24 protein-coding genes and 1 riboswitch are annotated in these 23,136 nt (G+C 46.4%); of the genes, 17 read left to right on the top strand and 7 right to left on the bottom strand.

Annotated features, from left to right (window positions below; all coding sequences use genetic code 11):
• Positions 1-88 precede the first annotated feature (88 nt).
• Complete coding sequence (locus ABDW33_RS03250; RefSeq protein WP_343688629.1) at positions 89-604, bottom strand: DinB family protein; 516 nt, start codon at positions 602-604, stop codon at positions 89-91.
• Positions 605-687: 83 nt separating this feature from the next.
• Here ABDW33_RS03250 and ABDW33_RS03255 point away from each other — a divergent pair, with 83 nt between their 5' ends.
• The 4 genes from ABDW33_RS03255 (at position 688) to ABDW33_RS03270 (ending at position 3,737) form a co-directional block, all read left to right on the top strand.
• The gene (locus ABDW33_RS03255; protein ID WP_343688630.1) at positions 688-1,530 is read left to right on the top strand and encodes a rhomboid family intramembrane serine protease; all 843 of its coding nucleotides are present in this window, start codon (positions 688-690) and stop codon (positions 1,528-1,530) included.
• A 27-nt stretch (positions 1,531-1,557) separates the two neighbouring features.
• Positions 1,558-2,235 (top strand): TIGR02117 family protein, encoded by a 678-nt coding sequence (locus ABDW33_RS03260; protein WP_343688631.1) that lies wholly within the window; start codon positions 1,558-1,560, stop codon positions 2,233-2,235.
• A 17-nt stretch (positions 2,236-2,252) separates the two neighbouring features.
• Entirely contained in the window at positions 2,253-3,119 is an 867-nt protein-coding gene (locus tag ABDW33_RS03265; RefSeq protein ID WP_343688632.1) for an AraC family transcriptional regulator, read from the top strand.
• Between the two features lie 75 nt (positions 3,120-3,194).
• The gene (locus ABDW33_RS03270; RefSeq protein WP_343688633.1) at positions 3,195-3,737 is read left to right on the top strand and encodes a YbhB/YbcL family Raf kinase inhibitor-like protein; all 543 of its coding nucleotides are present in this window, start codon (positions 3,195-3,197) and stop codon (positions 3,735-3,737) included.
• A gap of 119 nt (positions 3,738-3,856) precedes the next feature.
• On the opposite strand, the gene ABDW33_RS03275 is transcribed toward ABDW33_RS03270, so the two are convergent.
• Positions 3,857-4,528, bottom strand: a complete 672-nt coding sequence (locus ABDW33_RS03275; RefSeq protein WP_343688634.1) for a hypothetical protein — start codon at positions 4,526-4,528, stop codon at positions 3,857-3,859.
• Positions 4,529-4,548: 20 nt separating this feature from the next.
• Positions 4,549-6,657, bottom strand: coding sequence for an outer membrane beta-barrel family protein (locus tag ABDW33_RS03280; RefSeq protein WP_343688635.1), 2,109 nt, complete (start codon positions 6,655-6,657; stop codon positions 4,549-4,551).
• Between the two features lie 186 nt (positions 6,658-6,843).
• Here ABDW33_RS03280 and ABDW33_RS03285 point away from each other — a divergent pair, with 186 nt between their 5' ends.
• Together ABDW33_RS03285 and ABDW33_RS03290 are read left to right on the top strand one after the other, a co-directional pair.
• Positions 6,844-7,878, top strand: coding sequence for a histidine kinase (locus tag ABDW33_RS03285; protein ID WP_343688636.1), 1,035 nt, complete (start codon positions 6,844-6,846; stop codon positions 7,876-7,878).
• Complete coding sequence (locus ABDW33_RS03290; RefSeq protein ID WP_343688637.1) at positions 7,844-8,542, top strand: LytTR family DNA-binding domain-containing protein; 699 nt, start codon at positions 7,844-7,846, stop codon at positions 8,540-8,542. Before ABDW33_RS03285 ends, ABDW33_RS03290 begins: the two co-directional genes overlap by 35 nt.
• Positions 8,543-8,566: 24 nt before the next feature.
• Here the strand turns inward: ABDW33_RS03290 and ABDW33_RS03295 are convergent, their stop codons facing one another.
• The 4 genes from ABDW33_RS03295 to ABDW33_RS03310 all read right to left on the bottom strand — a co-directional run bounded on the left by ABDW33_RS03295 (position 8,567) and on the right by ABDW33_RS03310 (position 13,451).
• Positions 8,567-9,526 (bottom strand): zinc metalloprotease, encoded by a 960-nt coding sequence (locus tag ABDW33_RS03295; protein ID WP_343688638.1) that lies wholly within the window; start codon positions 9,524-9,526, stop codon positions 8,567-8,569.
• A 193-nt stretch (positions 9,527-9,719) separates the two neighbouring features.
• Complete coding sequence (locus ABDW33_RS03300; RefSeq protein ID WP_343688639.1) at positions 9,720-10,580, bottom strand: hypothetical protein; 861 nt, start codon at positions 10,578-10,580, stop codon at positions 9,720-9,722.
• A 38-nt stretch (positions 10,581-10,618) separates the two neighbouring features.
• Entirely contained in the window at positions 10,619-11,197 is a 579-nt protein-coding gene (locus ABDW33_RS03305; RefSeq protein ID WP_343688640.1) for a hypothetical protein, read from the bottom strand.
• A gap of 124 nt (positions 11,198-11,321) precedes the next feature.
• Positions 11,322-13,451, bottom strand: a complete 2,130-nt coding sequence (locus ABDW33_RS03310; protein WP_343688641.1) for a GH92 family glycosyl hydrolase — start codon at positions 13,449-13,451, stop codon at positions 11,322-11,324.
• Positions 13,452-13,506: 55 nt separating this feature from the next.
• Positions 13,507-13,601: riboswitch (TPP riboswitch) on the top strand.
• A 44-nt stretch (positions 13,602-13,645) separates the two neighbouring features.
• Between ABDW33_RS03310 and thiM the strand changes: the two genes are divergently transcribed.
• The 11 genes from thiM to ABDW33_RS03365 all read left to right on the top strand — a co-directional run bounded on the left by thiM (position 13,646) and on the right by ABDW33_RS03365 (position 23,110).
• On the top strand, positions 13,646-14,452 hold the full coding sequence (thiM, locus tag ABDW33_RS03315; protein ID WP_343688642.1) for a hydroxyethylthiazole kinase: 807 nt from the start codon (positions 13,646-13,648) through the stop codon (positions 14,450-14,452).
• Positions 14,445-15,071, top strand: coding sequence for a thiamine phosphate synthase (gene thiE / locus ABDW33_RS03320; protein ID WP_343688643.1), 627 nt, complete (start codon positions 14,445-14,447; stop codon positions 15,069-15,071). Before thiM ends, thiE begins: the two co-directional genes overlap by 8 nt.
• Positions 15,068-15,901, top strand: a complete 834-nt coding sequence (thiD, locus tag ABDW33_RS03325) for a bifunctional hydroxymethylpyrimidine kinase/phosphomethylpyrimidine kinase (RefSeq protein WP_343688644.1) — start codon at positions 15,068-15,070, stop codon at positions 15,899-15,901. Before thiE ends, thiD begins: the two co-directional genes overlap by 4 nt.
• Complete coding sequence (locus tag ABDW33_RS03330; protein ID WP_343688645.1) at positions 15,888-16,532, top strand: TenA family protein; 645 nt, start codon at positions 15,888-15,890, stop codon at positions 16,530-16,532. Before thiD ends, ABDW33_RS03330 begins: the two co-directional genes overlap by 14 nt.
• A gap of 39 nt (positions 16,533-16,571) precedes the next feature.
• The gene (locus tag ABDW33_RS03335; protein WP_343688646.1) at positions 16,572-17,432 is read left to right on the top strand and encodes a CPBP family intramembrane glutamic endopeptidase; all 861 of its coding nucleotides are present in this window, start codon (positions 16,572-16,574) and stop codon (positions 17,430-17,432) included.
• A 10-nt stretch (positions 17,433-17,442) separates the two neighbouring features.
• Positions 17,443-18,192, top strand: coding sequence for a patatin-like phospholipase family protein (locus ABDW33_RS03340; protein WP_343688647.1), 750 nt, complete (start codon positions 17,443-17,445; stop codon positions 18,190-18,192).
• Between the two features lie 167 nt (positions 18,193-18,359).
• On the top strand, positions 18,360-19,061 hold the full coding sequence (gene pxpB, locus ABDW33_RS03345; RefSeq protein ID WP_343688648.1) for a 5-oxoprolinase subunit PxpB: 702 nt from the start codon (positions 18,360-18,362) through the stop codon (positions 19,059-19,061).
• The gene (locus ABDW33_RS03350) at positions 19,062-20,078 is read left to right on the top strand and encodes a biotin-dependent carboxyltransferase family protein (protein ID WP_343688649.1); all 1,017 of its coding nucleotides are present in this window, start codon (positions 19,062-19,064) and stop codon (positions 20,076-20,078) included.
• A gap of 2 nt (positions 20,079-20,080) precedes the next feature.
• Positions 20,081-20,818 (top strand): 5-oxoprolinase subunit PxpA, encoded by a 738-nt coding sequence (locus ABDW33_RS03355; protein ID WP_343688650.1) that lies wholly within the window; start codon positions 20,081-20,083, stop codon positions 20,816-20,818.
• Positions 20,815-21,990, top strand: coding sequence for an NRAMP family divalent metal transporter (locus tag ABDW33_RS03360; protein WP_343688651.1), 1,176 nt, complete (start codon positions 20,815-20,817; stop codon positions 21,988-21,990). The genes ABDW33_RS03355 and ABDW33_RS03360 overlap by 4 nt, the downstream gene beginning before the upstream one ends.
• A 16-nt stretch (positions 21,991-22,006) precedes the next feature.
• Complete coding sequence (locus ABDW33_RS03365; protein ID WP_343688652.1) at positions 22,007-23,110, top strand: multiheme c-type cytochrome; 1,104 nt, start codon at positions 22,007-22,009, stop codon at positions 23,108-23,110.
• The last annotated feature ends 26 nt before the right edge of the window (positions 23,111-23,136 follow it).

Below are 23,136 nucleotides of genomic sequence, written 5' to 3' on the forward strand. Positions count from 1 at the left end.
ATGGTCCCCCCATATGAATAGCAGCAATTTTATTCTACGACCGCAGGGAGGAATTGCTATTGTTTACCTGGGGAGACCATCTGTTTTTTTAGAGATATCTTTCTTTCAGTATTTGCATATGGTGTAATTCATGTCCTGCCATGATATAGAGAATAGTTCTCACCGCAATCGGGTTGCCGGAAGAAGTACCTTTAATGGCGCCTTGCTCTTCAGTCAGGTTGCGCACCAGGTAATAATTGGCTGTTCTCACTGCTTTCAGTTCTTCAGCAAGGTCTTGAATACTTCTTGCAGTTGCATCAGATTGTTTTACATAATCATCCTGATTAAACCCGGGTAGTCCCTGTTGTTCCCCCCTGATAAAAGCCAGCAGGCGATAAGCAAAGATCCTTTCTGTATCGATAATATGCCCTAACACTTCCCTGACAGTCCACTTGCCCGGTGCATAAGCATAGTCTCCCTTTTCTTCGGGGATGCTGGTGTAAAAGCTATATCCTTTATAGATCAATTCGAGTAATACCTGCTGTACAGGGGCATCTCCCACCTGTTTGATATAATTTAACTGGTAGTCAACGTATTCTCCTGGTTGAGGTCTGGTGGTGATCATAGCGGTAATTTTAACAACAATATAGGGTAGGGCTTCAAATTTTTTTTTATATTTTTATATATAATATCTCAATACCGGAAAAAATGGGGACAATCGGCCTTACCTGTTTGTTAATTATAGTAGTGAATATCATCGTCTCGTTCAAAGGATTCAGGGATGCGACCTTCTTTAGCCGGTACGCATTCGACGTAGATGGTGTCCGTCTTTATAAGCAGTATGATCGTTTGATCAGTGCAGGTTTTCTGCATGCTAACAAAATGCACCTGTTTCTGAACATGCTGGCTTTATTTTTCTTCAGCAGCAGTTTAGACTATGTACTTACTAAAGAAGCTTACCTCACAGTTTTCTTTGCCAGTTTGGTCGGTGGCAACCTGCTAAGTCTTTTACTGCATCGTCATGAGGGTGATTATACCGCTATCGGTGCCTCCGGTGCGGTGAGTGGCATCATCTTCGCGGCCATAGCGCTGGAACCGGGTATTCGCATAGGATTATTATTCCTGCCCTTCCGGGTGCCCGGGTGGTTGTTTGGGATAGGCTATGTGCTGTACTCAATTTATGGTATCCGGTCTAAAAGTGATAATATCGGGCATGATGCCCACCTTGGCGGGGCCATGGTCGGCATGATGACTGCACTGCTTTTTCAACCGCTGGCGCTGTTGTACAATTACACCACTATCCTGCTGATACTGGTGCCCGGGATCTTCTTTATCTACATGGTCATCAGGCATCCGCATATCCTGCTGGTCGATAACTTATACTTCAGGAAGCACCATCGTGGTGACCTGACCATAGATGATAAGTATAATTCCGCCCGTGTGGTGCGGGAACATGAAATAGATGGTCTGCTGGAAAAGATTCATAAGAACGGGCTCCGTAGTCTTACAAAACAGGAGCGGAAAACACTGGAAGACAATTCAAAGTTATAAAGTCCGGGAGGACAAGCCTGCGTGATCATGAAGAAAGTACTGAAGATAGCCTTATATACCATTCTTACGCCTGTTGCATTAGTTGGTCTTTACCTGCTTTTCGCCTTTGGCCTGTCCCGGGTCACAGTAGCTGCCGAGCCGTCGGGCAATCGCAATATTCCCATGTATATTCTTACCAACGGGGTACATACAGACCTGGTGATGCCGGTAAGAACGGCGCAGATAGACTGGAGCAAAAGCGTCTTATTTGAAAATACAATTGGCAGGGATACCACCGCACAATGGATTGCCTTTGGCTGGGGCGACAAGGGATTTTATCTCGAAACGCCGACCTGGGCAGACCTGAAGTTCAGTACGGCTTTTAAAGCAGCCACCGGGCTGAGTACAGCCGCCATCCATGCAACTTATTACCGCAGCCTCCGGGAAGGAAATGACTGCATCCGTACCAGCATTGACAGTGCTAAATATGCGAGACTTATTGCCTACATACAGCAAAGTTTCAAGCGGGATGAACACGGGCAGATCATGCATATCGTAACAAATGCCAACTATGGGCGCACCGATGCCTTCTACGAAGCCAAAGGCAGTTACAGCCTCTTCCATACCTGCAATACCTGGGCAAACAGCGGCCTGAAAGCCAGTGGGCAGCGGGCCTGCCTCTGGACACCTTTTGATAAGGGCATATTTTACCAATACAGGAAATAGCATTGTATCTTCGTACCATGGATACCTTCAATCTGCCAATGGACCTGGTGCAAGAGACTGACAATTTGCATATACTCAGTTACCGGTCTTCATCAAATGTGGTGAAGAACAAGATCACTATGCACACCAATTTATTCAGTTTTCTGCTGGAAGGAGTAAAAACGACGTTTTACGCAGAAAAGAGCGCGCAGATTGACCCTTCTCAGTTCATCATGCTCTCCTGTGGCAATTGCCTGATGAGCGAGAAAAATGCCCCTGAAAATGGCATTTATCGCAGTATCCTGTTTTTCTTCGACAATAAAGTCCTGGCTGACTTTTTTATCAAATATCCGGGGCCATCCCAGGTGCATGTAGGTCATACTCCCGCGGTTACCCAGCAAGCCTTTATCACCTTTCAGCTGGACCCGTTCCTGCAAAATTTCCTGCGCTCCCTGGAGCTGATGCTGGGCACAGGCCGACCCGTTTCCCGGGAAATGAAGGTGTTGAAGTTTGAAGAATTGATGCTGCACCTCATGGATCAATACCCGCAGCAGGTATTGAGTCTCCGTACAGCCCATGCAGCAGAAAATGACTTCCGCCAGGCAGTGGAAGCACATATAGAGAACAATATCACGGTAGATGAACTGGCTTTTCTCTGTAATATGAGCACCTCAACTTTCAAGCGTCGTTTTGCAAAGGTGTATGGTGTGGCGCCCAGTAAGTGGTATTTGCAGAAAAGGATGGAGATAGCGGCCACCTTATTACTCAACAACGGCGAGAAACCGAGTGATGTATATCATAAGGTGGGATATGAGAACCATTCCAGTTTTACGCAATCTTTCAAGCAGGTATTCGGCGTAACCCCCAGTGAATACCAGCAACAGAAAATGACCGTTTTGCAATAAGTTCTGACCTGTTAGCTATACACCCGCCCCTATGGCTCCCCGTAACTTTGTATTACAAACAAAATACGAGGATCTATGAAGCAATTAAGCACCTTATTTTTTATGATAGCATGCTTTGCTATCCATGCACATGCACAGACCTTTACCCTGAAGAGCAGTGATCTGGGAGGACAGTTCTCACCAAAGCAGTATAACAATATGATGGGGTATACCGGTGAAAATCAGTCCCCGGCACTGTCGTGGGAAAATGCACCGGCAGGTACCAGGGCTTTTGCCGTGACCATGTATGACTTTGATGCACCTACCGGGAGTGGGTTCTGGCATTGGGTGGTGTACAATATTCCCGCAGATGTAAAGGAGTTGAAGGCTGGTGCAGGTAATCCCGCGAAACAGTTATTACCGGCAGGTGCGGTACAGGGCGTGACAGATTTTGGTCAGCCGGGTTATGGTGGTCCTGCACCTACACCGGGTTTGCCACATATGTACCTGATCACTGTATATGCATTGAAGAGTCCATTGACATTGGATAAAGGAGCGACAGCGGCGTATGTAGGATTTAACCTGAATATGACCATGCTGGGTAAGGCATCTGTCATTGCTTATGCACAGCATCCGTAACGAATGCATTTCCCGCGAGGGAAGTTACTCCCTGGATAGAAGTAGCCACGCTTTCCGGATGGCAGCAGGCCAAAGCCGTGTAAAAAAGCCTTTCGCTTCTGACGAAAGGCTTTTTTCTGCTATTGTAAGGTTGTCATTTTCTTACTCATTTTCATCACCCAGCCACTTGCGTAAATTGCCTGCCCGTCGTCTGCCATTCGCTTCATCACCCCTTTCACAAAGCGCTGCACCTTTTCCGGCAATTCATAGAAATCTTTATCCACGGCGGTCACCCTCGCACCATCAAATTCTGAATTCTGATGCCTGATGGCGACCTTTTTCCCTTTATAATACAGCAGGATCTTTAACCTGCCATCACTCCTGCCATTCATGCCGGTACTTCCATAGATGATCATCGGGTCTGCCAATCCATCGCCATCTATATCATCAATCTTCACATACTTTGTATAAAACCAGATACTCCCTTCATCCTGTTCATTCAGTACAAAATCATTCAACTCCCACTGTTTCACAAACTGGCCGTTTTCATATTTCAGATTCACGGCCTGAATCCTGTAATGCAAACTATCCCCATCTACCAAACCTTCCTCACTCTCACAAAGGGGCAGATAATAATTCCCGTTGTTATCTGAGAAACTATATACCAGCCGTATCGGATATTTTAATCCCAGTTGTTGCTGTACAGCCCCGGTAAACAATTTATCCACTGCCGGTCTGAGTAAAACTTTTGCCTGGCTATGCCCGTTGATACCTGCCATCAGGGCAAACAATGTTATAATTATTCGCTTCATGCCCTAAAGATACAACGGAATCACTTCGCCCTTTCCTGTTCCTGATCAGCCGTGTTGTCGCTATGGTTGCGTTTCCGTGCAAATGTTTCTTTACCAAAGCGATAGCTAAAAGCTAACCCGATTCTTTGCGAGTCAAACATTCCCCTGTGGGTATAGTAGCTGTCTTTTACGCCATCGGAATGGTTATTCTGGCCAGCTGTATGAAAGATGTCTTCCGCATTCAGTTTCAGGCTGGCCTTGTTATTCCACAATTTCTTTTGAATACCCGCATAAAAAATGGTCCTTGCATTGATGATATCCTGCCCGTTGATATTCCTGCCTGAATAGTCCATGATTGCTTCTGCACTCCAGCCGTGAGAGAGATTAAACTGGTTATACAGCCGTACCCTGGAAGACAAGGTTCCTGCAGTCATTTTGGTTGCGAATGCCTGTCCGTTCAGTTTCATACCTCCGGCCATGATATTCGCATTCAGGTCCCACCATTTGGCAGGGTGCAGATCTAAATTGACCAGTATCATGGCAATGTATCCTTTTGCCACGTTCTCCGGTTTTGAAATGTAAATGTTGTTTTCCACATCGCTCAGGGTAAAGATAATATCCTTGAACCAGTTGTATTGCAGACCCAGTCCCAGCCATTGTTTGTACTGGTATTTCAGTTCAGTCCTGTAATTTGTCTGCGGGCGCAGGTTAGGGTTGCCGGTACTGTATGTATAATTATTCTCGTATGCAATAAAAGGATTTAACTGTTGGTAATTCGGCCTGTTGATTCTTCTGCCCAGGTTCCAGCTCAGGGTATGATTGCCGGCGCTATCCATTCTATAACTCAGGAATATCGTCGGAAAAGCCTGTGTATAACTACGCGTGTATATAGAAGGTGCGATAGCGGTATTCCCCGGTTGTCTGCCCGTAATGTTGGTATGTTCTACTCTCACACCAACCTGTGCCCCCCAGCGCTGCCATTTCTTTTTGAAATTGACATATCCTGCGTTGATATTCTCATCATAAATAAAATGATTAGAATTACTATCTACCTGTATCCACTTCTCATTAAAATATCTTGAATCATAATCATTCTTAACAAAGCTGGATTTTACACCTGCTTCGATACCTATGGGATGTACATAATCCGATTTGATAGCAAAGATCTGCATGTCAGACAGCAGCTTGTAGTAGAAGAAGTCATTGTCATTAACCAGGTCCTGTGCATCTTTGTTGTTGTAGGTAATATAACTGGCGTCAGCAGAAATTTCATGTCCTTTGTTATTGAATCTATGCAGGAAGTTAACGTTACCACTGAAATTTTTCCAATCGGCATTGCTATACGTAAATCCTTTGCTGGTGCTATCGTTACTGGATTCACTGGTATTGTTTCTTGTATAAATGGAAGGTCTTTGCTGCGCGTTCACTTCAAACCCGATGACTGTGTTGGCATTGGCATTATAATCCATTCCCAGCCGGATACCTTTGGTATTTGATTTGCCACTGACCCTCGTATGAAGGAATACATGCAGGCTATCGGCAAAGTAATCCCGGTTGGTTTTATCATCATCGTAAGATGCATCCCGGTTATAACTGAGGCCCGCAAACCAGTTCGTCTTTTTATAGTTATAGTTAATATTGAGGGCGTCATTTGTCCTGGCATAAATACCCTGGTTGGCACTCAGTGATATATTGCCGGTCAGGCCGAGAATGGTACTTTTCTTCAGTCTTAAATTGATCACACCACCACCTGCTGCATCATATTTAGCCGGCGGCGCATCCATCAGTTCTATTTTATCCAGTGTGCTACCAGGCAGTCCTTTCAGGTAGTTAGCCAGATCCTGACCAGACATATAGGTCGTTCTGCCATTTATTAATACCATGACTCCTTTTCCATTCAGGGTGATATTACCATTCTGGTCTACGATCACGCCCGGGGTTTTATTTAATACTTCCAGGGTATTACTGCTGGCAGCACTGATCATGGCATCTACATTGACTACGGTTCTGTCAATACTCTGCTCCAGCAGGGGCTTTTTACCGGCTATTTCAATACTTTTAAGTTGAACCTGCTTCACCTTGGTGGTGTCCTGCCCGTAAACGGAGGCGAAGAAGAAAAGGCTGATAAAGATGGTCAATATGGGTTTCATGACTGTGTGATTTTTAGCAAAGATGCTCTGGTAGCGGAGGTAGAAGAAATTTTAGTGACGTAACTGGGCAGATCCGTGACGAAAACCTTATTTTCAAGGTTCGTCAGTCATTTTTTGGGGTTCGTCATTATCAGGTGGCAGATTGAGCGTAGTTGCTCATATTTGTACCATAGAAACACATTCGATATGAAAACGGTGGGAAACCTGAAAATACATCTTATAGCCGGTGGGATCACCGCGGTCGTGTTGTTCATCCTGATCAGACAGTATGTACATAGTTTTACTACGTCGGACGATGAGGAGATTGCCTTTGCGCTCACCCTTGGTTTCCTGGGGGCGGTGTACACGGGGCGGTTCCTGTCGCTGTTATTTATTGATGGGAAAAAGCATGTATCAGCAGTAACGCTGGTGGTGCTGTCGATGATCTTTTTACTGTCCAGTGGCTTTACCTTTCTCTTTGTAGGTAAAGCGATCCAGCGACAGGACTTTTTCCACGATTTCCTGTTCCCGATGGCATTCCTGGCCATGAGTCTGACACTGGGTATGCTGATCAAACTATTCCGTACCCGGATCTTTGCCCACCTGGTGGAAGCCCAGATCCTGGCTGCTCATAGCCAGAGTGAGTTACAGAATCTGCAGTCCCAGTTAAGTCCGCACTTCCTGTTTAATACCCTCAATAACATGTACGGGTTGTCAATCACCTCTCCTGATAAGGTGCCGGCATTATTGCTGCAATTATCCGACTTGTTGCGGTACTCTGTATATGATGCGAAGGAATTGTTTGTACCTTTAAAGGAGGAGCTGACTTACATCAACAACTATATGGAGTTTGAAAAGATCAGGATCGGGGAGCGCCTGCACCTGAATACGATGATAGAACCTTTTGATGATGTAAGGGATATGATAGCGCCGATGTTGCTGATTGTATTTATAGAGAATGCATTTAAGCATTCCAAGAATACGACCAGCGACAAGATCTTTATAGAGATAATGATCAGGCGCTGGAGTGATACTATTCTTTTCTCGGTGAAGAACTCGAAGGGAGAGGGAGCACATGAACATAGCGGGGGATTGGGCCTCGGGAATGTGAGGAAGCGCTTATCTTTGCTGTACCCCCACCAATATAGCCTGAACATAACGGATGAAGAAAAGTATTTCACGGTACAGTTGCAGTTAAAAATAAAGAATGATGAGAAAGATCAATTGTCTGATAGTAGATGATGAGCCTATTGCGCGGCAGATCATACAAACGTATTGCAGTCACTTTCCGATGCTGAACATTATAGCCTCCTGTGGGAATGCGCTGGAAGCCAAAGCTATTGCACAGCAGGAAGATATTGAATTGATCTTTCTGGATATCAATATGCCGGTCTTGAATGGCCTGGCATTTTTAAAGACACTCAAGTACCAGCCACAGGTGATCTTTACCACGGCTTACAAGGAATATGCCGTGGAGGCTTTCGATCTGAATGCAACCGATTACCTGTTAAAACCTTTTTCATTGGAGCGGTTCATAGTAGCGGTGGATAAAGCATTGGAGAAACTGACAGAACCTGATTTTACGGCCAGTAAAAAGGAACATTTCGTCTTTATCAAGGCAGATGGAAAGATCTATAAAATATTGTACGAAGATATTTATTACGCAGAGGCCAATGGCAACTATACGAAAGTGGTGACAAAGCAGCGAACGATCTTACCGACTATCACATTTACTGGTTTTGAAGAGCTGTTGCCGGCCGGGTTATTTATCAGGGTGCATCGTTCGTTTATTATCAATAAAGCCAGTATCACACATATAGAGGGGAACAGGGCATTTATTAATACGACAGAGATTCCTATCGGAAGTAATTACAAGGATAATTTTCTGAAGCAGCTGGGCTTGTAAAAAAACTCTCTCCCGGAGTTTTCCTTAGTGGGCAAAGCCGTACCGGCCACCTCCACTCACGAAGGTAGCGAGCATCCTGCTTTTCTGTCCGGCAGTGAACATATACATACAGGCATCGTCGGTATAGTCCATAAAGTTCATCGTCATTTCAACAGGCGTGCCGGAGCAGGTGCTGTAATGCGGATAAGACGGACATCCATAGTTAGCTGTGTTGTGGGAAGGAGTATCATCTACATAGTCAGTACCACAGGTGGCATCTCCCCATATATGACGCAGGTTCAGGTAGTGACCTACTTCGTGGGTAGCGGTTCTGCCCAGGTTGAACGGAGCAGTAGCAGTGCCGGTATTACCAAAGCAATCATACGCGATCACCACACCATCGGTCGCGCTGGCTCCGCCGGGAAATTGTGCATAACCGATCACACCTCCACTAAGGGCACCTACTACCCAGATATTTAGTACGGAGTCAGGCGTAGTTGGATTAATGCCACCCTGTGCGCTCTTTTTCATCGCATCGTTGGTAGACCAGGATGTTTTGGTGGTAGATTTACGTACCACACTCTTTAAAACAAAGTGTACACCAACGGACGCTTTCACACCGGAAAACAGTGTGGGAACAGTTGAATATTCACTGTTGGTACCGTTGTAATCTTTATTCAGGATGTCGATTTGTGACTGGATTTGGGCATCAGATACGTTTTCAGCAGCAGTTCTATACAATACATTCACCACTACAGGTATCAGAACAGACCCATCAGGCAGCAGGCGACTCAGGGATTGGTCCTGCAGTACACGTGCGGTATTTTGTTCAATAGCGGCCATTCTTCCGGCCAGGGTCGGGTCTTCCTTCATTTTTGCATTCAAGACTTCCATTGTCGCACAGCTGCGCTCTTTAGCTGATGCGGTTTCTACAGGGTTTTCCTTTTTACTACAGGCTAAAAAGAATAGTGCTCCGCATAGTAATAATGCTGTCGTTGTTTTCATGTGTTACAGATTTTGGTGAAACTCATACATATGCTATCACGTGGTTGAATCAATACCGGGAGAGAGGTAGATAGACATGGTAGATTGGGTTTACAAGATAAATATAATGCAAAATGCTGCGCTAAGCACAGCATTTGATAATTCCCGTTTTTTCCCTACCTGAAACCTGCGACAATGCCGGGTAATAGATTGCCTATATGCGCACGCCTATGCCGGCAGCACAATAGAACATATTACTACCTGACTCAACACCGCTGATCAGGTGTTGGGGCATGACGTAAGTGCCCGATAGGGTACAGTTAAATTTCTTGTAGACAAACACAACCGGTAGTGAGAATTCGTAAGAGAGCACATTGAATGCAGAACTGTTTTTTGTGACAGCTTCGGGTGTAGTAGGAATGAGGTTGAAGATCTTCTTTTGTTCGTAATAAGTATTGGTGAAATTCTGCGTGCCGAAGTAAGCATAGGCAGAAGGATTGATCCCGATAGCAGCATGTTGTTTAGGACAGCGTATCAGGAAGAGATGGTCTAATCCTGCTGCGGCGCCTACGTCTGTTTTATTGCTGAATTTCAGGTTCCCATTCACGTTGAAGGTGATCACTTTTGTTTCGAAAGCGACATTGAAACCGGTCTGAGATTTTACGACAGATTGAATCAGCCTTGTATTTTTCTCGTACAGGTATTGATTGTAAAAGAGGTTACCGGATACTTTTTTATTTTGTCCGAAACGGTAGCCACCTTCGAAAATAGTAGCGGTATAATCCAGTGTGTTGACCGGATTGTTGATAAAGATCATGCTTGCCTGCGCATACAATCCCATTTTGAGTTGGTAGCCGATGCTGGGATTAAGCAGACTGCTTTTCAGGCTGTCTGTGCGACCGAAATAGGAGATCCTTGACTGGAAGTCCAGGTTAGCGGTAAACACATTGCGGCGTATATCAGGCTTTGTTGTCTGCACAGTATCCTGCGATGTAACCTGTGCCGTATCCTGCGCGCGCAGTAGTAAGGGCATGGCAATGCCAGCCAGCAAAAGGAATTGTATGCGGGCAATCATGACTTATAAAATAAAATGGTTACTGAAAAGGAGAGGAATTAGTTGCCGGCATTCACATGACCGGATGCGTTGGCGTTGGCAGAAGTGGTCGCCGCTGTAGATTTCACTGTGGTGCTGGTGTTGGCTTTTACATCATTCACAGTGTTTGTAGTGGCGGTCTTAGCACTCGTTGCAGTCGCCTTCACATCATTCGCCGTGTTAGTTGCCGCAGTCTTAGTTGTCGCAGCTGCTTTGTGTGCAGTGCTTTTTACTTCGCCGGTAGCTGCTTTGGTATCTACATTTGCATTTGCGGTAGTAGCAGAAGATGTAGCAATGTCAGTGCCTGATGCAGCTGTAGTTGTGTGGGAACTGGCAGATATGCCGGTGTTACCTTTTGCGCGTTGTACAGCAGCAGTCGTATTTGTCACTTTATTGCTGGTAGCTGCGGTGGTCTTACTTACGGTAGACTGGGTGGCATTCGCAACTTTGCTGGTGGTTTTATTCACCACAGCTGCATTTGTTCTTGCGGCTACCGAACTGCTGGTAGCGGAAGTAACACCCAAATTTACCTGAGAAAAACCTGCGTAGCTAATGAACATAGCACCTGCTGTCAGCAGGAATTTGAAACGTGCATTCATGTTGATATGGTTTTAGGTGATTCAAAAATAATTATGCAATGGTAGAAAATCCATAATTATGCCAGACTCATAAACGCCTGGTACAATAAGCTTACGTAATCACCTAACTCATTGGTTTTAATTTCTAAAAAAAGAATACCAACTCGCCACCCTGCATGATTTGTTCATAGGTAATTGCATGTCCTTTCAGCGCTTTCCCGTTATACAGCACACTCCTCCTGTTACCCTTATGAACTGCTTTCAACTGGAATTTTTTGTTGTTTGGCAATAGAATAGTGACACTATCAAAGATTGGAACAGACAGTTCATAGTTATTACTCACGGGATCTACAGGATAGAAACCCATCGCAGCAAACAGGTACCATGCGGACATCTGTCCTGCATCATCATTCCCGCTTAAACCTCCTGGTCCGTCGCTGTATTCTTCCGCCAGGATTTTATGTACTACCTGGGTCGTTTTTGCTGGTGTAGCTGTAAAATTGTACATGAAAGGAATCTGGTGTCCCGGCTCGTTTCCATGCCAGTATTCATCTTTTGCAAACAGGCTGTCCAGTGCCGCCTGCAGGTTGATTATTTTAGCTAGTCCAGTTACGTCCTGTGGTACATAGAAAGTGTACTGTCTTGGCGTGCCTTCGGTAATATATGGCTCTTTCTTATCGGCATTAAATGGGGTATACCAGTTACCATCTGCATACTTGCCTCTCGCCATCCCTACCGCCGGGTCAATGACATGACGATAGTTCTGCGCGCGCTTAGCCAGTATATTGTAATCCTCCGTTTTCCCCAACGCCCGGGCCACGGTAGATAATGCATAATCATCATAGGCATATTCCAGCGTACGGCTTACCTGTTCCTTTTTATGAAATGCCATTGGTACACTGTCTTCCATTGGAATGTAACCGTACTTCAGGTAACTGTCCAATGCTCTGCGACCTTTTCCGTTTTTATAATCGGCACCGGCAGACATGTCAAATGCATTCTTTCGCATGAGCGCATACGCCGCCTGTACATCATAATCTCTGATACCTTTATTAAATGCAGAGGCAATAAATGCAGTTGCATGATCGCCGACCATGGCAGCGGTGTAACTATTCCAGCAGGGGAATATGGGTAACCATCCACCTTGTTGTCCTTTCAGAATTAAAGATGCAGCGAAGTCATTTACCAATTTGGGTTGTAATATTTCAAACAGCGGTAGCTGGGCCCTGTAAATATCCCACATGGAGTAATCGTCATAGTAATCCCCCTGTTTCATACGTTCCATCTCATAATCTCCGGCAAAGCGGGGGTAACTGCCATCCACATCATTGAATAAACGGGGATGTTGCATGGCATGGTAGAAGGCAGTATAGAAAATTCGTTTGTCTTTTTCTACTTTGGTTTGCACCTGTATCTGGCTCAGTGCTTTGTTCCATACAGCTTCGTTTTTTGCTTTCAATGCAGCAAAATCCCAGTCAGGAATTTCAGCTTCGAGGTTTTTACGGGCATTGTCAATACTTGTGAAGGACGTACCGATACGTACCCTCACCTGTTCCCCTTTTTGCAGATAATAGGCAGCATATCCGGGTTTAGCGATCGTTGCCATTGTTTCTATCTGCATCACGAAGTAGCCGCAAAAACCTGCCGGCTCGCCCCATCCCTGGTAGATGCGGTGTACGGGATTATAACCCGTGATTTCCCGTCTGTATGTATGAATATTGACCACTCCTTCTTTCCGGTCACTATTGGGTGTGAGTAACAGGTAGAGGCTATCAGTCTGCTGCATGGTGAACTGGAGCATACTACACCTGGCGGTAGCGGTGATTTCAGTCGTGACATTTGGTAATGTCAGTTTGTAATAAGCGGGGGTACTGATTTCGTTGTCATGAGAAAAAGGAGTGGCGTAGTCGGTGGTAAAATGCCCGGTGACAGGCATAATTGTAAAACTACCATAATCCTGTGTACACGAGCCACTTAGCCAGTGGGTGCCTCTGAATCCCGTCAACAGGCTGTCTCTGTAGGTATAAGGAGGAAAACATTTGTTTTCAGTCGTATTCGTTTCAGGTGTCCATTGTGTCATACCAAAAGGTAATCCTACGGCGGGAATCGTATTGGCATAAGATTCAGTGCCACTGCCATGTTTCCGGGAGGAGGCTGTTGTGCTGGCTGCTGTGCCGGAAAGAGGCTGAACATAACGCAGAAGGTCAGCTGTTTGTGCATTTACACTCCCATGGAGAAGGCAGGCAACAGCTGCCATTGATACAAATAATCGCATGGACACAAGTATAAAAAATAATTATGTCATTTTCTCGCGTTGTTTGCTAAATTTGAAGCGGCTTTAGGGGTGTTCCTTTAGGGGAACTGAGAAATACTCTTCGCACCTGATCCGGTTAGAACCGGCGTAGGGAAAAGCAGCAGCTTAACGCATGCGTACTCCTGGCCATTATATCTTAAAATCGAAATGGCATTATGAAGGAGTTTATCAGGGAACAGATCCTGACTGTTCGGCAACAATCCCCACTGGTTCACAGTATCACGAATTACGTAGTGATGAATAACACTGCCAATGCTTTGCTGGCAGTAGGTGCATCTCCTATCATGGCACATGCTCATTCAGAAATGGCGGACATGGTCAAGATCGTAGGCGCATTGGTGATCAATATCGGGACCCTCGATGAATATTGGGTGAAGAGCATGGAACTGGCGATCGGTCAGGCAAATACTTTGGGAAAACCCTGGATACTGGACCCTGTAGGTGCGGGTGCGACCCCTTACAGAGATGAAATACTAAGGCAATTACTGGATTTGAAACCGACCATCATCAGGGGCAATGCTTCCGAGATAATGGCGCTGGCCCGCAAAAATGCAGGCACGACCAAAGGTGTGGATAGTACAGAGGAGAGTACAGCAGCGGTAGAAGCTGCCCGTTTCCTGCAAAGACAGTATGGGAGTGTGGTATGTATATCCGGTGCGGTAGATATCATAGTGGGCAGGGACACCACCATTTTATTGTCCAACGGAGACCCGTTAATGTCCAGGGTAACAGGCATGGGTTGTACAGCTACCGCTCTCATAGGAGCCTTTGCAGCGGTGAATCCTAAAGATCCTTTTTGTGCAACGGTGTCAGCAATGGCGCTGTTAGGGATAGCCGGTGAAAAAGCGGCAAAGCTTTCCAGCGGTCCGGGTAGTATGCAGGTGAATATCCTGGATCAGTTATACCAGCTGACAGATGAAGCAGTGGCATCACTTATAAAACTCGAAGAGTCGCATGTTTAATCGCAGACTGTACCTGGTGATCAGCGGGGAAGCCTGTAAAGGCAGAGACCTGGTAGCAGTGGCAACAGCCGCTATCAAAGGCGGTGTAGATGTGATCCAGTTACGTGAGAAGCAACTTGATAACCCTGCTTTTTTAGCAAGTGCACTCCGGCTGAAAGAAGCATTGGTACCACACGGTGTACCGCTCGTCATCAACGATAATTTATGGGTCGCACAGGCATGTGGGGCAACGGGTATACATGTAGGAAATAGTGATATACAGCCGTTGGCTATCAGGGCCAAATGGCCATCCTGCGGTATTTTGGGATATTCTATCGAATATGAAAAACAGTTGTATACGCCTGAGGCGGCAGCTGCAGACTACCTCGCACTGAGTCCGGTTTTTGCCACACCCACCAAGACAGATACGGTTACAGAATGGAAACTGGAAGGCGTCCGGCATATCCGTTCATTGACAAATAAGATACTGGTTGCGATCGGAGCCATCCATGAAGGGAATGCAGCAGATGTGATCAAAGCGGGCGCTGATTGCCTGGCGGTTGTATCCGCCATTTGTGCAGCACCAGATCCCGAAAGGGCCGCAGCTGCCATTCGTCTTCAAATAGAAAAAGCACTATGACAAAATATAAATATGTACCTGTGTTGACCATCGCTGGTTCTGACAGTGGGGGAGGAGCCGGCATACAGGCTGACCTTAAAACATTTTCCGCATTAGGTTGCTTTGGTACATCAGCTATTACTGCAATTACTGTACAGAATACACTGGGCGTAACGGGCATTCATAGTATTCCCCCGGACATTGTAACGGGTCAGATACGTGCCGTAATGGATGATATACAACCTGCGGCCATTAAGATCGGAATGATCCATACGCCTGAACTGGCGCTGGCTATCGCGGAAACATTACGGCAATACCCGGATGTTCCGGTGGTGCTGGATCCTGTGATGGTGGCTACGAGTGGAGACAGGTTGATAGAATCATCTACTATCTCAATTTTAAAAGAACAGCTGTTCCCGCTGGTATCGCTGGTCACACCTAACCTGGATGAAGCAGCGATCCTTGCAGACATGCCATTGCATGACCTGGCAGATATGCAGAAGGCAGCTGATAGCATATTGCAAACAGGGTGTAATGCGGTGTTGGTAAAAGGAGGGCATCTTGCAGGCAGGGAATTGTTTGATGTGTACAAAGATCAGCAGCAGCATGCGCATATTATTTCCAGCCAGCATATTGACACAGCGAATACCCATGGCACAGGCTGTACATTGTCTTCTGCCATCGCCGCCTATCTGGCGAGAGGAGAAAAACTGGTAACAGCAATAGACAAAGCCAGTCAGTATATCCATACGGCCATTGCCGCAGGGCAGTATGTACAAACAGGAAAGGGGCACGGCCCACTGAACCATTTTTTTGCACCGGAAAAACTAATTACCCATGAGCTGGAGTGAAAGAGCGTGGCAGCGTACAGCGCACATTTATGATGAGATCATCAACATGCCATTTATCAAAGAACTGATAGACGGTACATTGCCGGTAGAAAAATTCAAATTTTACATCGCCCAGGATGCCTTGTATCTCGAACAGTTTGGACGTGCCTTATCGCTCATAGCCGCCAGGGCCTATACGGTAGAGCAGGTATTGCAATACACCCGTTTTGCAGAAGGTGCAATTGTGGTAGAAAATGCATTGCATGCTGCCTATTTTAAACAATATGATATAACAGAAAAAACGACCATCTCTCCTTCCTGCCATCATTATACGGGCTTTTTATTGGGTACCTGCGCACTGGCTTCCGTGGAAGTAGCCATGGCAGCAGTACTGCCTTGCTTCTGGATTTATAAGAGAGTAGGAGATTACATTTATGCACAGCAAACTGCCGCAGATCATCCATATAGAAACTGGATCGATACCTATGCCGGTGAGGCTTTTGGAGAGCTGGTGAAGAAAGCCGTTTCATTTTGTGATGCAGTAGCCACTCCTGCGCAGGAAGAGGCGATGCATGCAGCGTATGAGAAAGCGTGTAAACTGGAATTTATGTTTTGGGACAGTGCTTACAAGCTGGAAAAATGGCCGGTGTAAAGTAGTTGGTAGTCCTAATATTTTTGCTATATTGGGCGTATGATGCAACAAAATCCACGCAAGACAATAGTCATCTTCCTGCTGATCACCTTCGCTATCAGTGCCATCTTTTATACATTTATTATTCATACAGGAAAAATCATGGGTGGCAGAGGTGCTTTTGTCACTGGCATGATGTGGAGTCCGGCATTGGGTGCTTTTTTAACCTCATTAATTATCAAAAGGCCCATCAGTGCCCTGGCCTGGAAATGGGGAGAAGGCCGCTACCAGTTATGGAGTTACCTGGTACCCCTGTGCTATAGTTTCGCCGCGTACCTGATCATCTGGACGGTTGGATGGGGTAGGTTTTACGATCCCCAGTTCGTGGGCGAGGCAGCTGAATCATTTGGATTGGAAAAGTTACCCAGGGGATGGGTGATTGCCCTGTATGTATTACTAACGGGGACTATCGGGATGGTAAGAAGTATGTCCAGTGCATTGGGGGAGGAGATTGGCTGGCGTGGATTGCTCGCTCCCGAGATGTATAGGATGATGGGTTATACCAAAACGGCTTTCATATCAGGTTGTATCTGGGCACTCTGGCATTTGCCCATCCTGCTTTTTGCAGATTATAACAGTGGTACCCCTGCCTGGTATGGGTTTTCCTGTTTTTCTATATTAGTGATCAGCGGCAGTTTTATATTTACCTGGTTCAGACTGAAGTCAGGTAGTCTGTGGACAGCGGTGGTTCTGCATGCCAGTCATAACCTTTTCATTCAGGCGATTTTCACACCCCTTACCCTCACTTCAGAGAAAACTAAATACTTCTATGATGAATTTGGGATAGTAATTCCTATCTTGAGCCTGTTGGTAGCAATTTATCTCTGGACACGGAGGGGAGAGCTGCCGGCACCAAAATAAGAACAGCTACATGAATGCATCTATGCGTCCCTTTGTATTATCGGGAGGGGGAGCCAGGGGATATGCCCACCTTGGGGTACTGAAAGCTTTTGCCGAACAGCAGATCAGGCCATCTGCCATTGCAGCTACGAGTGCTGGTTCTATTGCTGCTGCCTTTATCTGTGATGGGTATACGACTGACGAAGTGAGGGAGATTTTCCAGACGAATAAGATCGGCCTGTCGATGGAGTGGCGGAATTGGCGGACAGGGCTGCTCTCCCTGAAAACAGTAGAAAAGGTTTTGACCCAAACCTTGCGCCACAGGAACTTCGAAGACCTGGAAACACCACTGTATATTGCGGCTACCGACTTCAATAAAGGCACACAGATGATCTTTGATAAGGGGCCGATTATCCCGGCTGTCCTGGCCGCATCTTCCATTCCTTTATTATTCCAGCCAATCGTGATAGATGGAATCCCTTATGTAGACGGGGGCCTTACGGGCAATCTGCCTGCCGAACCGTTGCTCGGAAAATATGAGGATATAATTGGTGTACATGTAAATCCGCTGACAGCCTATCATCCTGAAAACGGTTACCTCGCAAATATTGACCGTACGTTACACCTGGCTATCCGGGAACCTGTATTAAAAAATAAAGCGCGTTGTAAGGAGTTCATAGAACCAGATGGCCTGGGGAAGTTCGGCATGTTTGATTTTAAGCATTTTGAAGATATTTATAAGATAGGTTTGGAGTATACCCGCCAGCTATTACAGCCATAATATACCAGGAACCGGGTTTCGGTTTGTCACAGATCTGACCGTAATGATTTTTATAGTTTTAGGTAAGTGCAAGTGATAAAACAGGATTTTCGGCCCTTTCATTGCTGGTACGTCCTAAAAATAATTAAGCAGTTTTTCGGCAATATCACGTACCTTATTGCGGAATTATGAATAGCGATTATACAATCAATCCGCTCGGCGATCATTCCCTGATTATAGAATGGTCACAGGAGATCTCTTCTGTCGTTCACGACAAGGTCATGAACGTGTATAATCACCTGCTCACGATGCAGTTGCCATACATTCTTGACATCATTCCTGCGTACGCTTCTCTCACTATCGTATACGACATCCTGTTAGTACGCCGCGAGCAAAACAACAATGCTTTTACAACCATTCAGTCATTAATAGCTCCGGCATTGACGGCACCTGTTGTACACATGGAGAAGAGTAGCCGGTTGTTGGAAATTCCTGTTTGCTATGACCCGTCTTTTGGGCTGGATCTGGCAATGATGGCTGCGCAGAAGGGGATGAGTGAAGCGGAGATCATCAACCTGCACACTTCAAAGATATATACTGTTTACATGCTGGGATTTCTCCCTGGCTTTCCCTATATGGGCAAAGTAGACGATCGCATAGCGATGCCAAGGCAAAAAAAGCCCCGCTTACACATTCCGGCGGGCAGTGTCGGCATTGCCGGCGGGCAAACCGGCATCTACCCATTAGCTTCTCCAGGGGGTTGGAACATCATCGGCCAGACACCTGTTAAAATGTTTGACCCTGCATTGGATTCCCCCTGCTATTGTCATCCCGGCGACGAGGTAAAGTTCGTGCCTATCTCGCTGGATGAATTCCATAAAATGATATAAATGATACAGGTCATACAACAGGGCTTACTGGATACAATACAGGATGGGGGCAGATATGGCTACCAGCATCTGGGCATCAACCCGGGTGGTGCAATGGACAGAGCGGCCATGTATGTGGCCAACATTCTCGTGGGCAACAATCCTGAAGCCGCTGTAATAGAGTTACATTTTCCGGCAGCCGTCTTACTATTTGAAGAAGACACACTGATCGCTCTTTCCGGGGGCGATTTTGGGGCGATGGTCAATGAACAGCCATTGGATATTAATCAACCTATCTGGATCTCCCAGTTATCTATATTGCGATTTACAAAGCCGGTGGCTGGAGCCCGTTGTTATATTGCGGTAAGGGGAGGCCTGAACAATACTCCCTGGTTAGGCAGCCACAGTACACATCTCAAAGCAGGTGCCGGCGGCTTTGAAGGTAGAAAACTCGAAAAAAACGACCGGATTCCTGTTAATCCGGTAGATGAGGACATCGATAAAGCATTGCGGCAGAAATACCTGCATGTTACGCAGCTCGGTACACCCCTGCCCTGGAGGGCAGATGTCCGGGATTTGTACTCGGATGGAAGTATGATCCGGGTAGTCACCAGCCTGGAGTATCCTGAACTCACCCCGGCATCGCAATCATTGTTCACCTCTCATTACTTTACCTTGTCAGAACAGTGTGACAGGATGGGATATCGGCTCAAAGGGCCGGCGTTACATATGGTAAAGGAAGAAGAACGGCTCTCGGCCGGCATTACCAGGGGCACCATACAGTTATTACCCGATGGCCATCTGATCATTCTCATGGCCGATCATCAGACAACAGGTGGTTATCCACGCATCGCACACGTGGTCAGCGCTGACCTTCCCACTTTAGCACAGTTGCTGCCACACAGCAGAATTTCCTTCCAGATCATTCCGCATGATGAAGCAGAAGAACTGCTTATCGCCGCAGAACAACACTTGCATTTTCTGCAAAATGCCTGTAACTTACGATGGCAGGAATGGCTGCAAACCAACCATAAGTAAATATGTACATCGACCTTAACTGTGACATGGGCGAAGGGATGCCTACCGATGCCGAAATAATGCCTTACATCAGCAGTGCCAATATTGCCTGTGGTTACCATGCCGGAGATAAGCAGACCATGGAGCAAACGGTCACACTGGCCTTGCAGCACCAGGTAGCGATAGGTGCACACCCCGGGTTCGATGACAAAGAGAATTTCGGCAGAACAGAACAACAACTGCCAGACAGCCAGATCTACGACCTTATCACTATACAAATCCATCTTTTACAGGAAGTATGCCGCTCACTGGGTGCCTCACTGCGACATGTGAAGCCACATGGTGCCCTGTATAATATGGCGGCCAGAGATCAACACTTATCAACCATCATAGCACAAGCTATCAGAGATACCAATCCGGCCCTCTGTTTGTATGGCCTGAGTAACAGCTGGCTCATCAAAGCAGCGGCTGAAATGGGCCTTAAAACGGCCAGTGAGGTATTTGCCGACAGAACCTACCAGGAAAACGGCCTGCTCACACCGCGCAGTCAACCCAATGCCCTGATAGAAAACGAGGCGGATGCTTTAGCACAGGTATTACAAATGGTAACAAAGCAGGAAGTGACAACACTGAATGGGAAAATAGTGCCGCTCCGCGCAGAAACGATCTGCCTGCATGGAGATGGTGCGCATGCGGTTGCATTTGCGAGAGCAGTGCATCAAACTTTACGAGAACACCACCTAACCATACAACACACTTGAACAAACAACGCTCTTCCATCCTGATAGGTGCTGCCTTCCTGATGGCTACATCTGCCATTGGTCCGGGTTTCCTGACCCAGACGACCGTATTTACACAACAGCATGCCGCTGCTTTCAGCTTTGCTATACTTGTATCCATTCTATTGGATATCGGGGCACAGGTAAATATCTGGCGGATACTGACCGTGAGCCGCTCCCGTGCACAGGATCTGGCAAATGCGTTATTACCGGGGCTGGGATATTTCCTGGCATTGCTGGTCGTATTGGGTGGCCTGGTATTTAACATTGCGAATATTGGAGGTTGTGGAATGGGATTGCATACACTTTTCGGATTGAATACTTTGTATGGAGCGTTGCTGAGTGGGGGGATCTCGCTTTTTATTTTCTGGATGAAAGAGGCAGGCAATGCCATGGACCAGTTTACGCGTTACCTGGGAATATTGATGGTGCTGCTCACCCTATATGTAGCGGTCAGTTCTCATCCACCGGTAATTGATGCCATGAAGCAAATGGTATGGCCTGATAATATAGATACAAAATCTATCATCACATTGGTAGGTGGTACAGTAGGCGGATATATCAGTTTTGCAGGGGCACATCGCTTACTGGATGCAGGCATAGGAGGGCGGGAAGCTATTCCGCAGGTGAACTTTAGCGCAACAAGGGGTATTCTGATCACGGGTGTAATGCGGATACTCTTGTTCCTGGCAGCATTGGGTGTGGTGACGAAGGGGGTACAGCTGGATAGTGGAAACCCTGCAGCAGCTGTATTCAGAAGTGCGGCCGGTGAAATCGGGTACCGGTTCTTTGGTATGGTGATGTGGAGTGCCGCAATTACTTCGGTGGTAGGGGCTGCGTATACGTCCGTTTCATTTTTAAAAACATTTCATCCTTTTATAGCTAAAAATGAAAAATGGTTTATAACCTTTTTCATTGTATTCAGTACCGTGATCTTTGCGGCAATAGGCAATCCGGTGCAGCTGCTCATCATCGCAGGTGCACTCAATGGCCTTATATTACCGGTAGCACTGGCAGTGATGTTGCTGGCAGCTTACAATAAACGGTTGGTACAGGGGTACAGTCATCCGCTGTTATTGTCATTAGTGGGCTGGATAGTAGTGCTGATCATGGGATGGCTGAGTATCCTCACGCTGAAGAAATGGTTGGTATAAGATATTTTTCTGCGTTATGAATAAACGAATGCTGTTGGTAGCAGCAGGCATTATCTGCCTGATTGTATTATTATCCCAATGTATCACACAGCCGGCTCAGGACCTGCGGGGGCCGGCATATGCCGGTGCCGGTACCTGTATATCCTGTCACCAGGACATCTATCATCATTATTTACAGACCACGCATTTTAAGACCACGGGTAAAGAAATATTAGGAACTTTCCCTGCTTCATTTACGTATGATGATGGTACGACTGTGGCAATGGCAGTGACAGATAGCGGAAAGGTACAGGGCGGGCATTTGTTTCATTTATCGGTAGGTTCGGGGCGTCATGCGCAAACATATTTATACTGGAATAATGAGAATTATTACCAGTTGCCGGTCTCTTACTATGTGAGTGCGGGGCATTGGGCAAACAGCCCGGGATTCCCGACATCGCATCCTAAGTTTGACCGGCAGATACCCAGTACCTGTTTCGGTTGTCACAGTTCAGCTGTAGGCATCAAACAGGTAACGATGCTGGGACGTGGGTTGAATGAAACGTTTGAGAAAGGGAAGATGATATATGGAATAGATTGCGAACGTTGTCATGGTCCTGCGGCGGAACATGTGGCGTATCATACCGCACATCCGGGGGAAAAGAAACCAATGTATATGACGGCAGTGCGTAGTCTGAGTAACCAGCAACAGCTGGACATGTGTGCCATGTGTCATTCAGGGTTAAAAACACCACAGAAGGCGCTCTTTGGATATAAGCCGGGTGATGCTTACGGGGATTATTTCTTCCCGGATATTGGGGGGCCTTCCAGGCCGGAGCAACTGGATATTCACGGCACGCAGTATCAGTTATTCACCGCCAGCCGTTGTTTTAAAAGCAGCCGGCAAATGAGTTGCGTGACCTGTCATGATCCGCATGAGAATGAGGGAAATAATACAGTGGCTTTTTCAAAGAAGTGTATGCAATGCCATCAGCAGCAACCTTCTCCAGGTTGTAAGTTTGATAAAATGGCGGTATTGAATTGTGTAGATTGTCATATGCCTAAGTTACCTTCTTCAAAGATAGTGTTGTCGGGTACATATTACCTGCGTACCCATTTGATCGGGATTTATAAACAATAACTTAACACAGGTCATGCTGCCGGATT

The sequence above is a fragment of the Chitinophaga sp. genome, assembly GCF_039596155.1.
In the GTDB taxonomy this organism is placed as follows: Bacteria; Bacteroidota; Bacteroidia; order Chitinophagales; family Chitinophagaceae; genus Chitinophaga.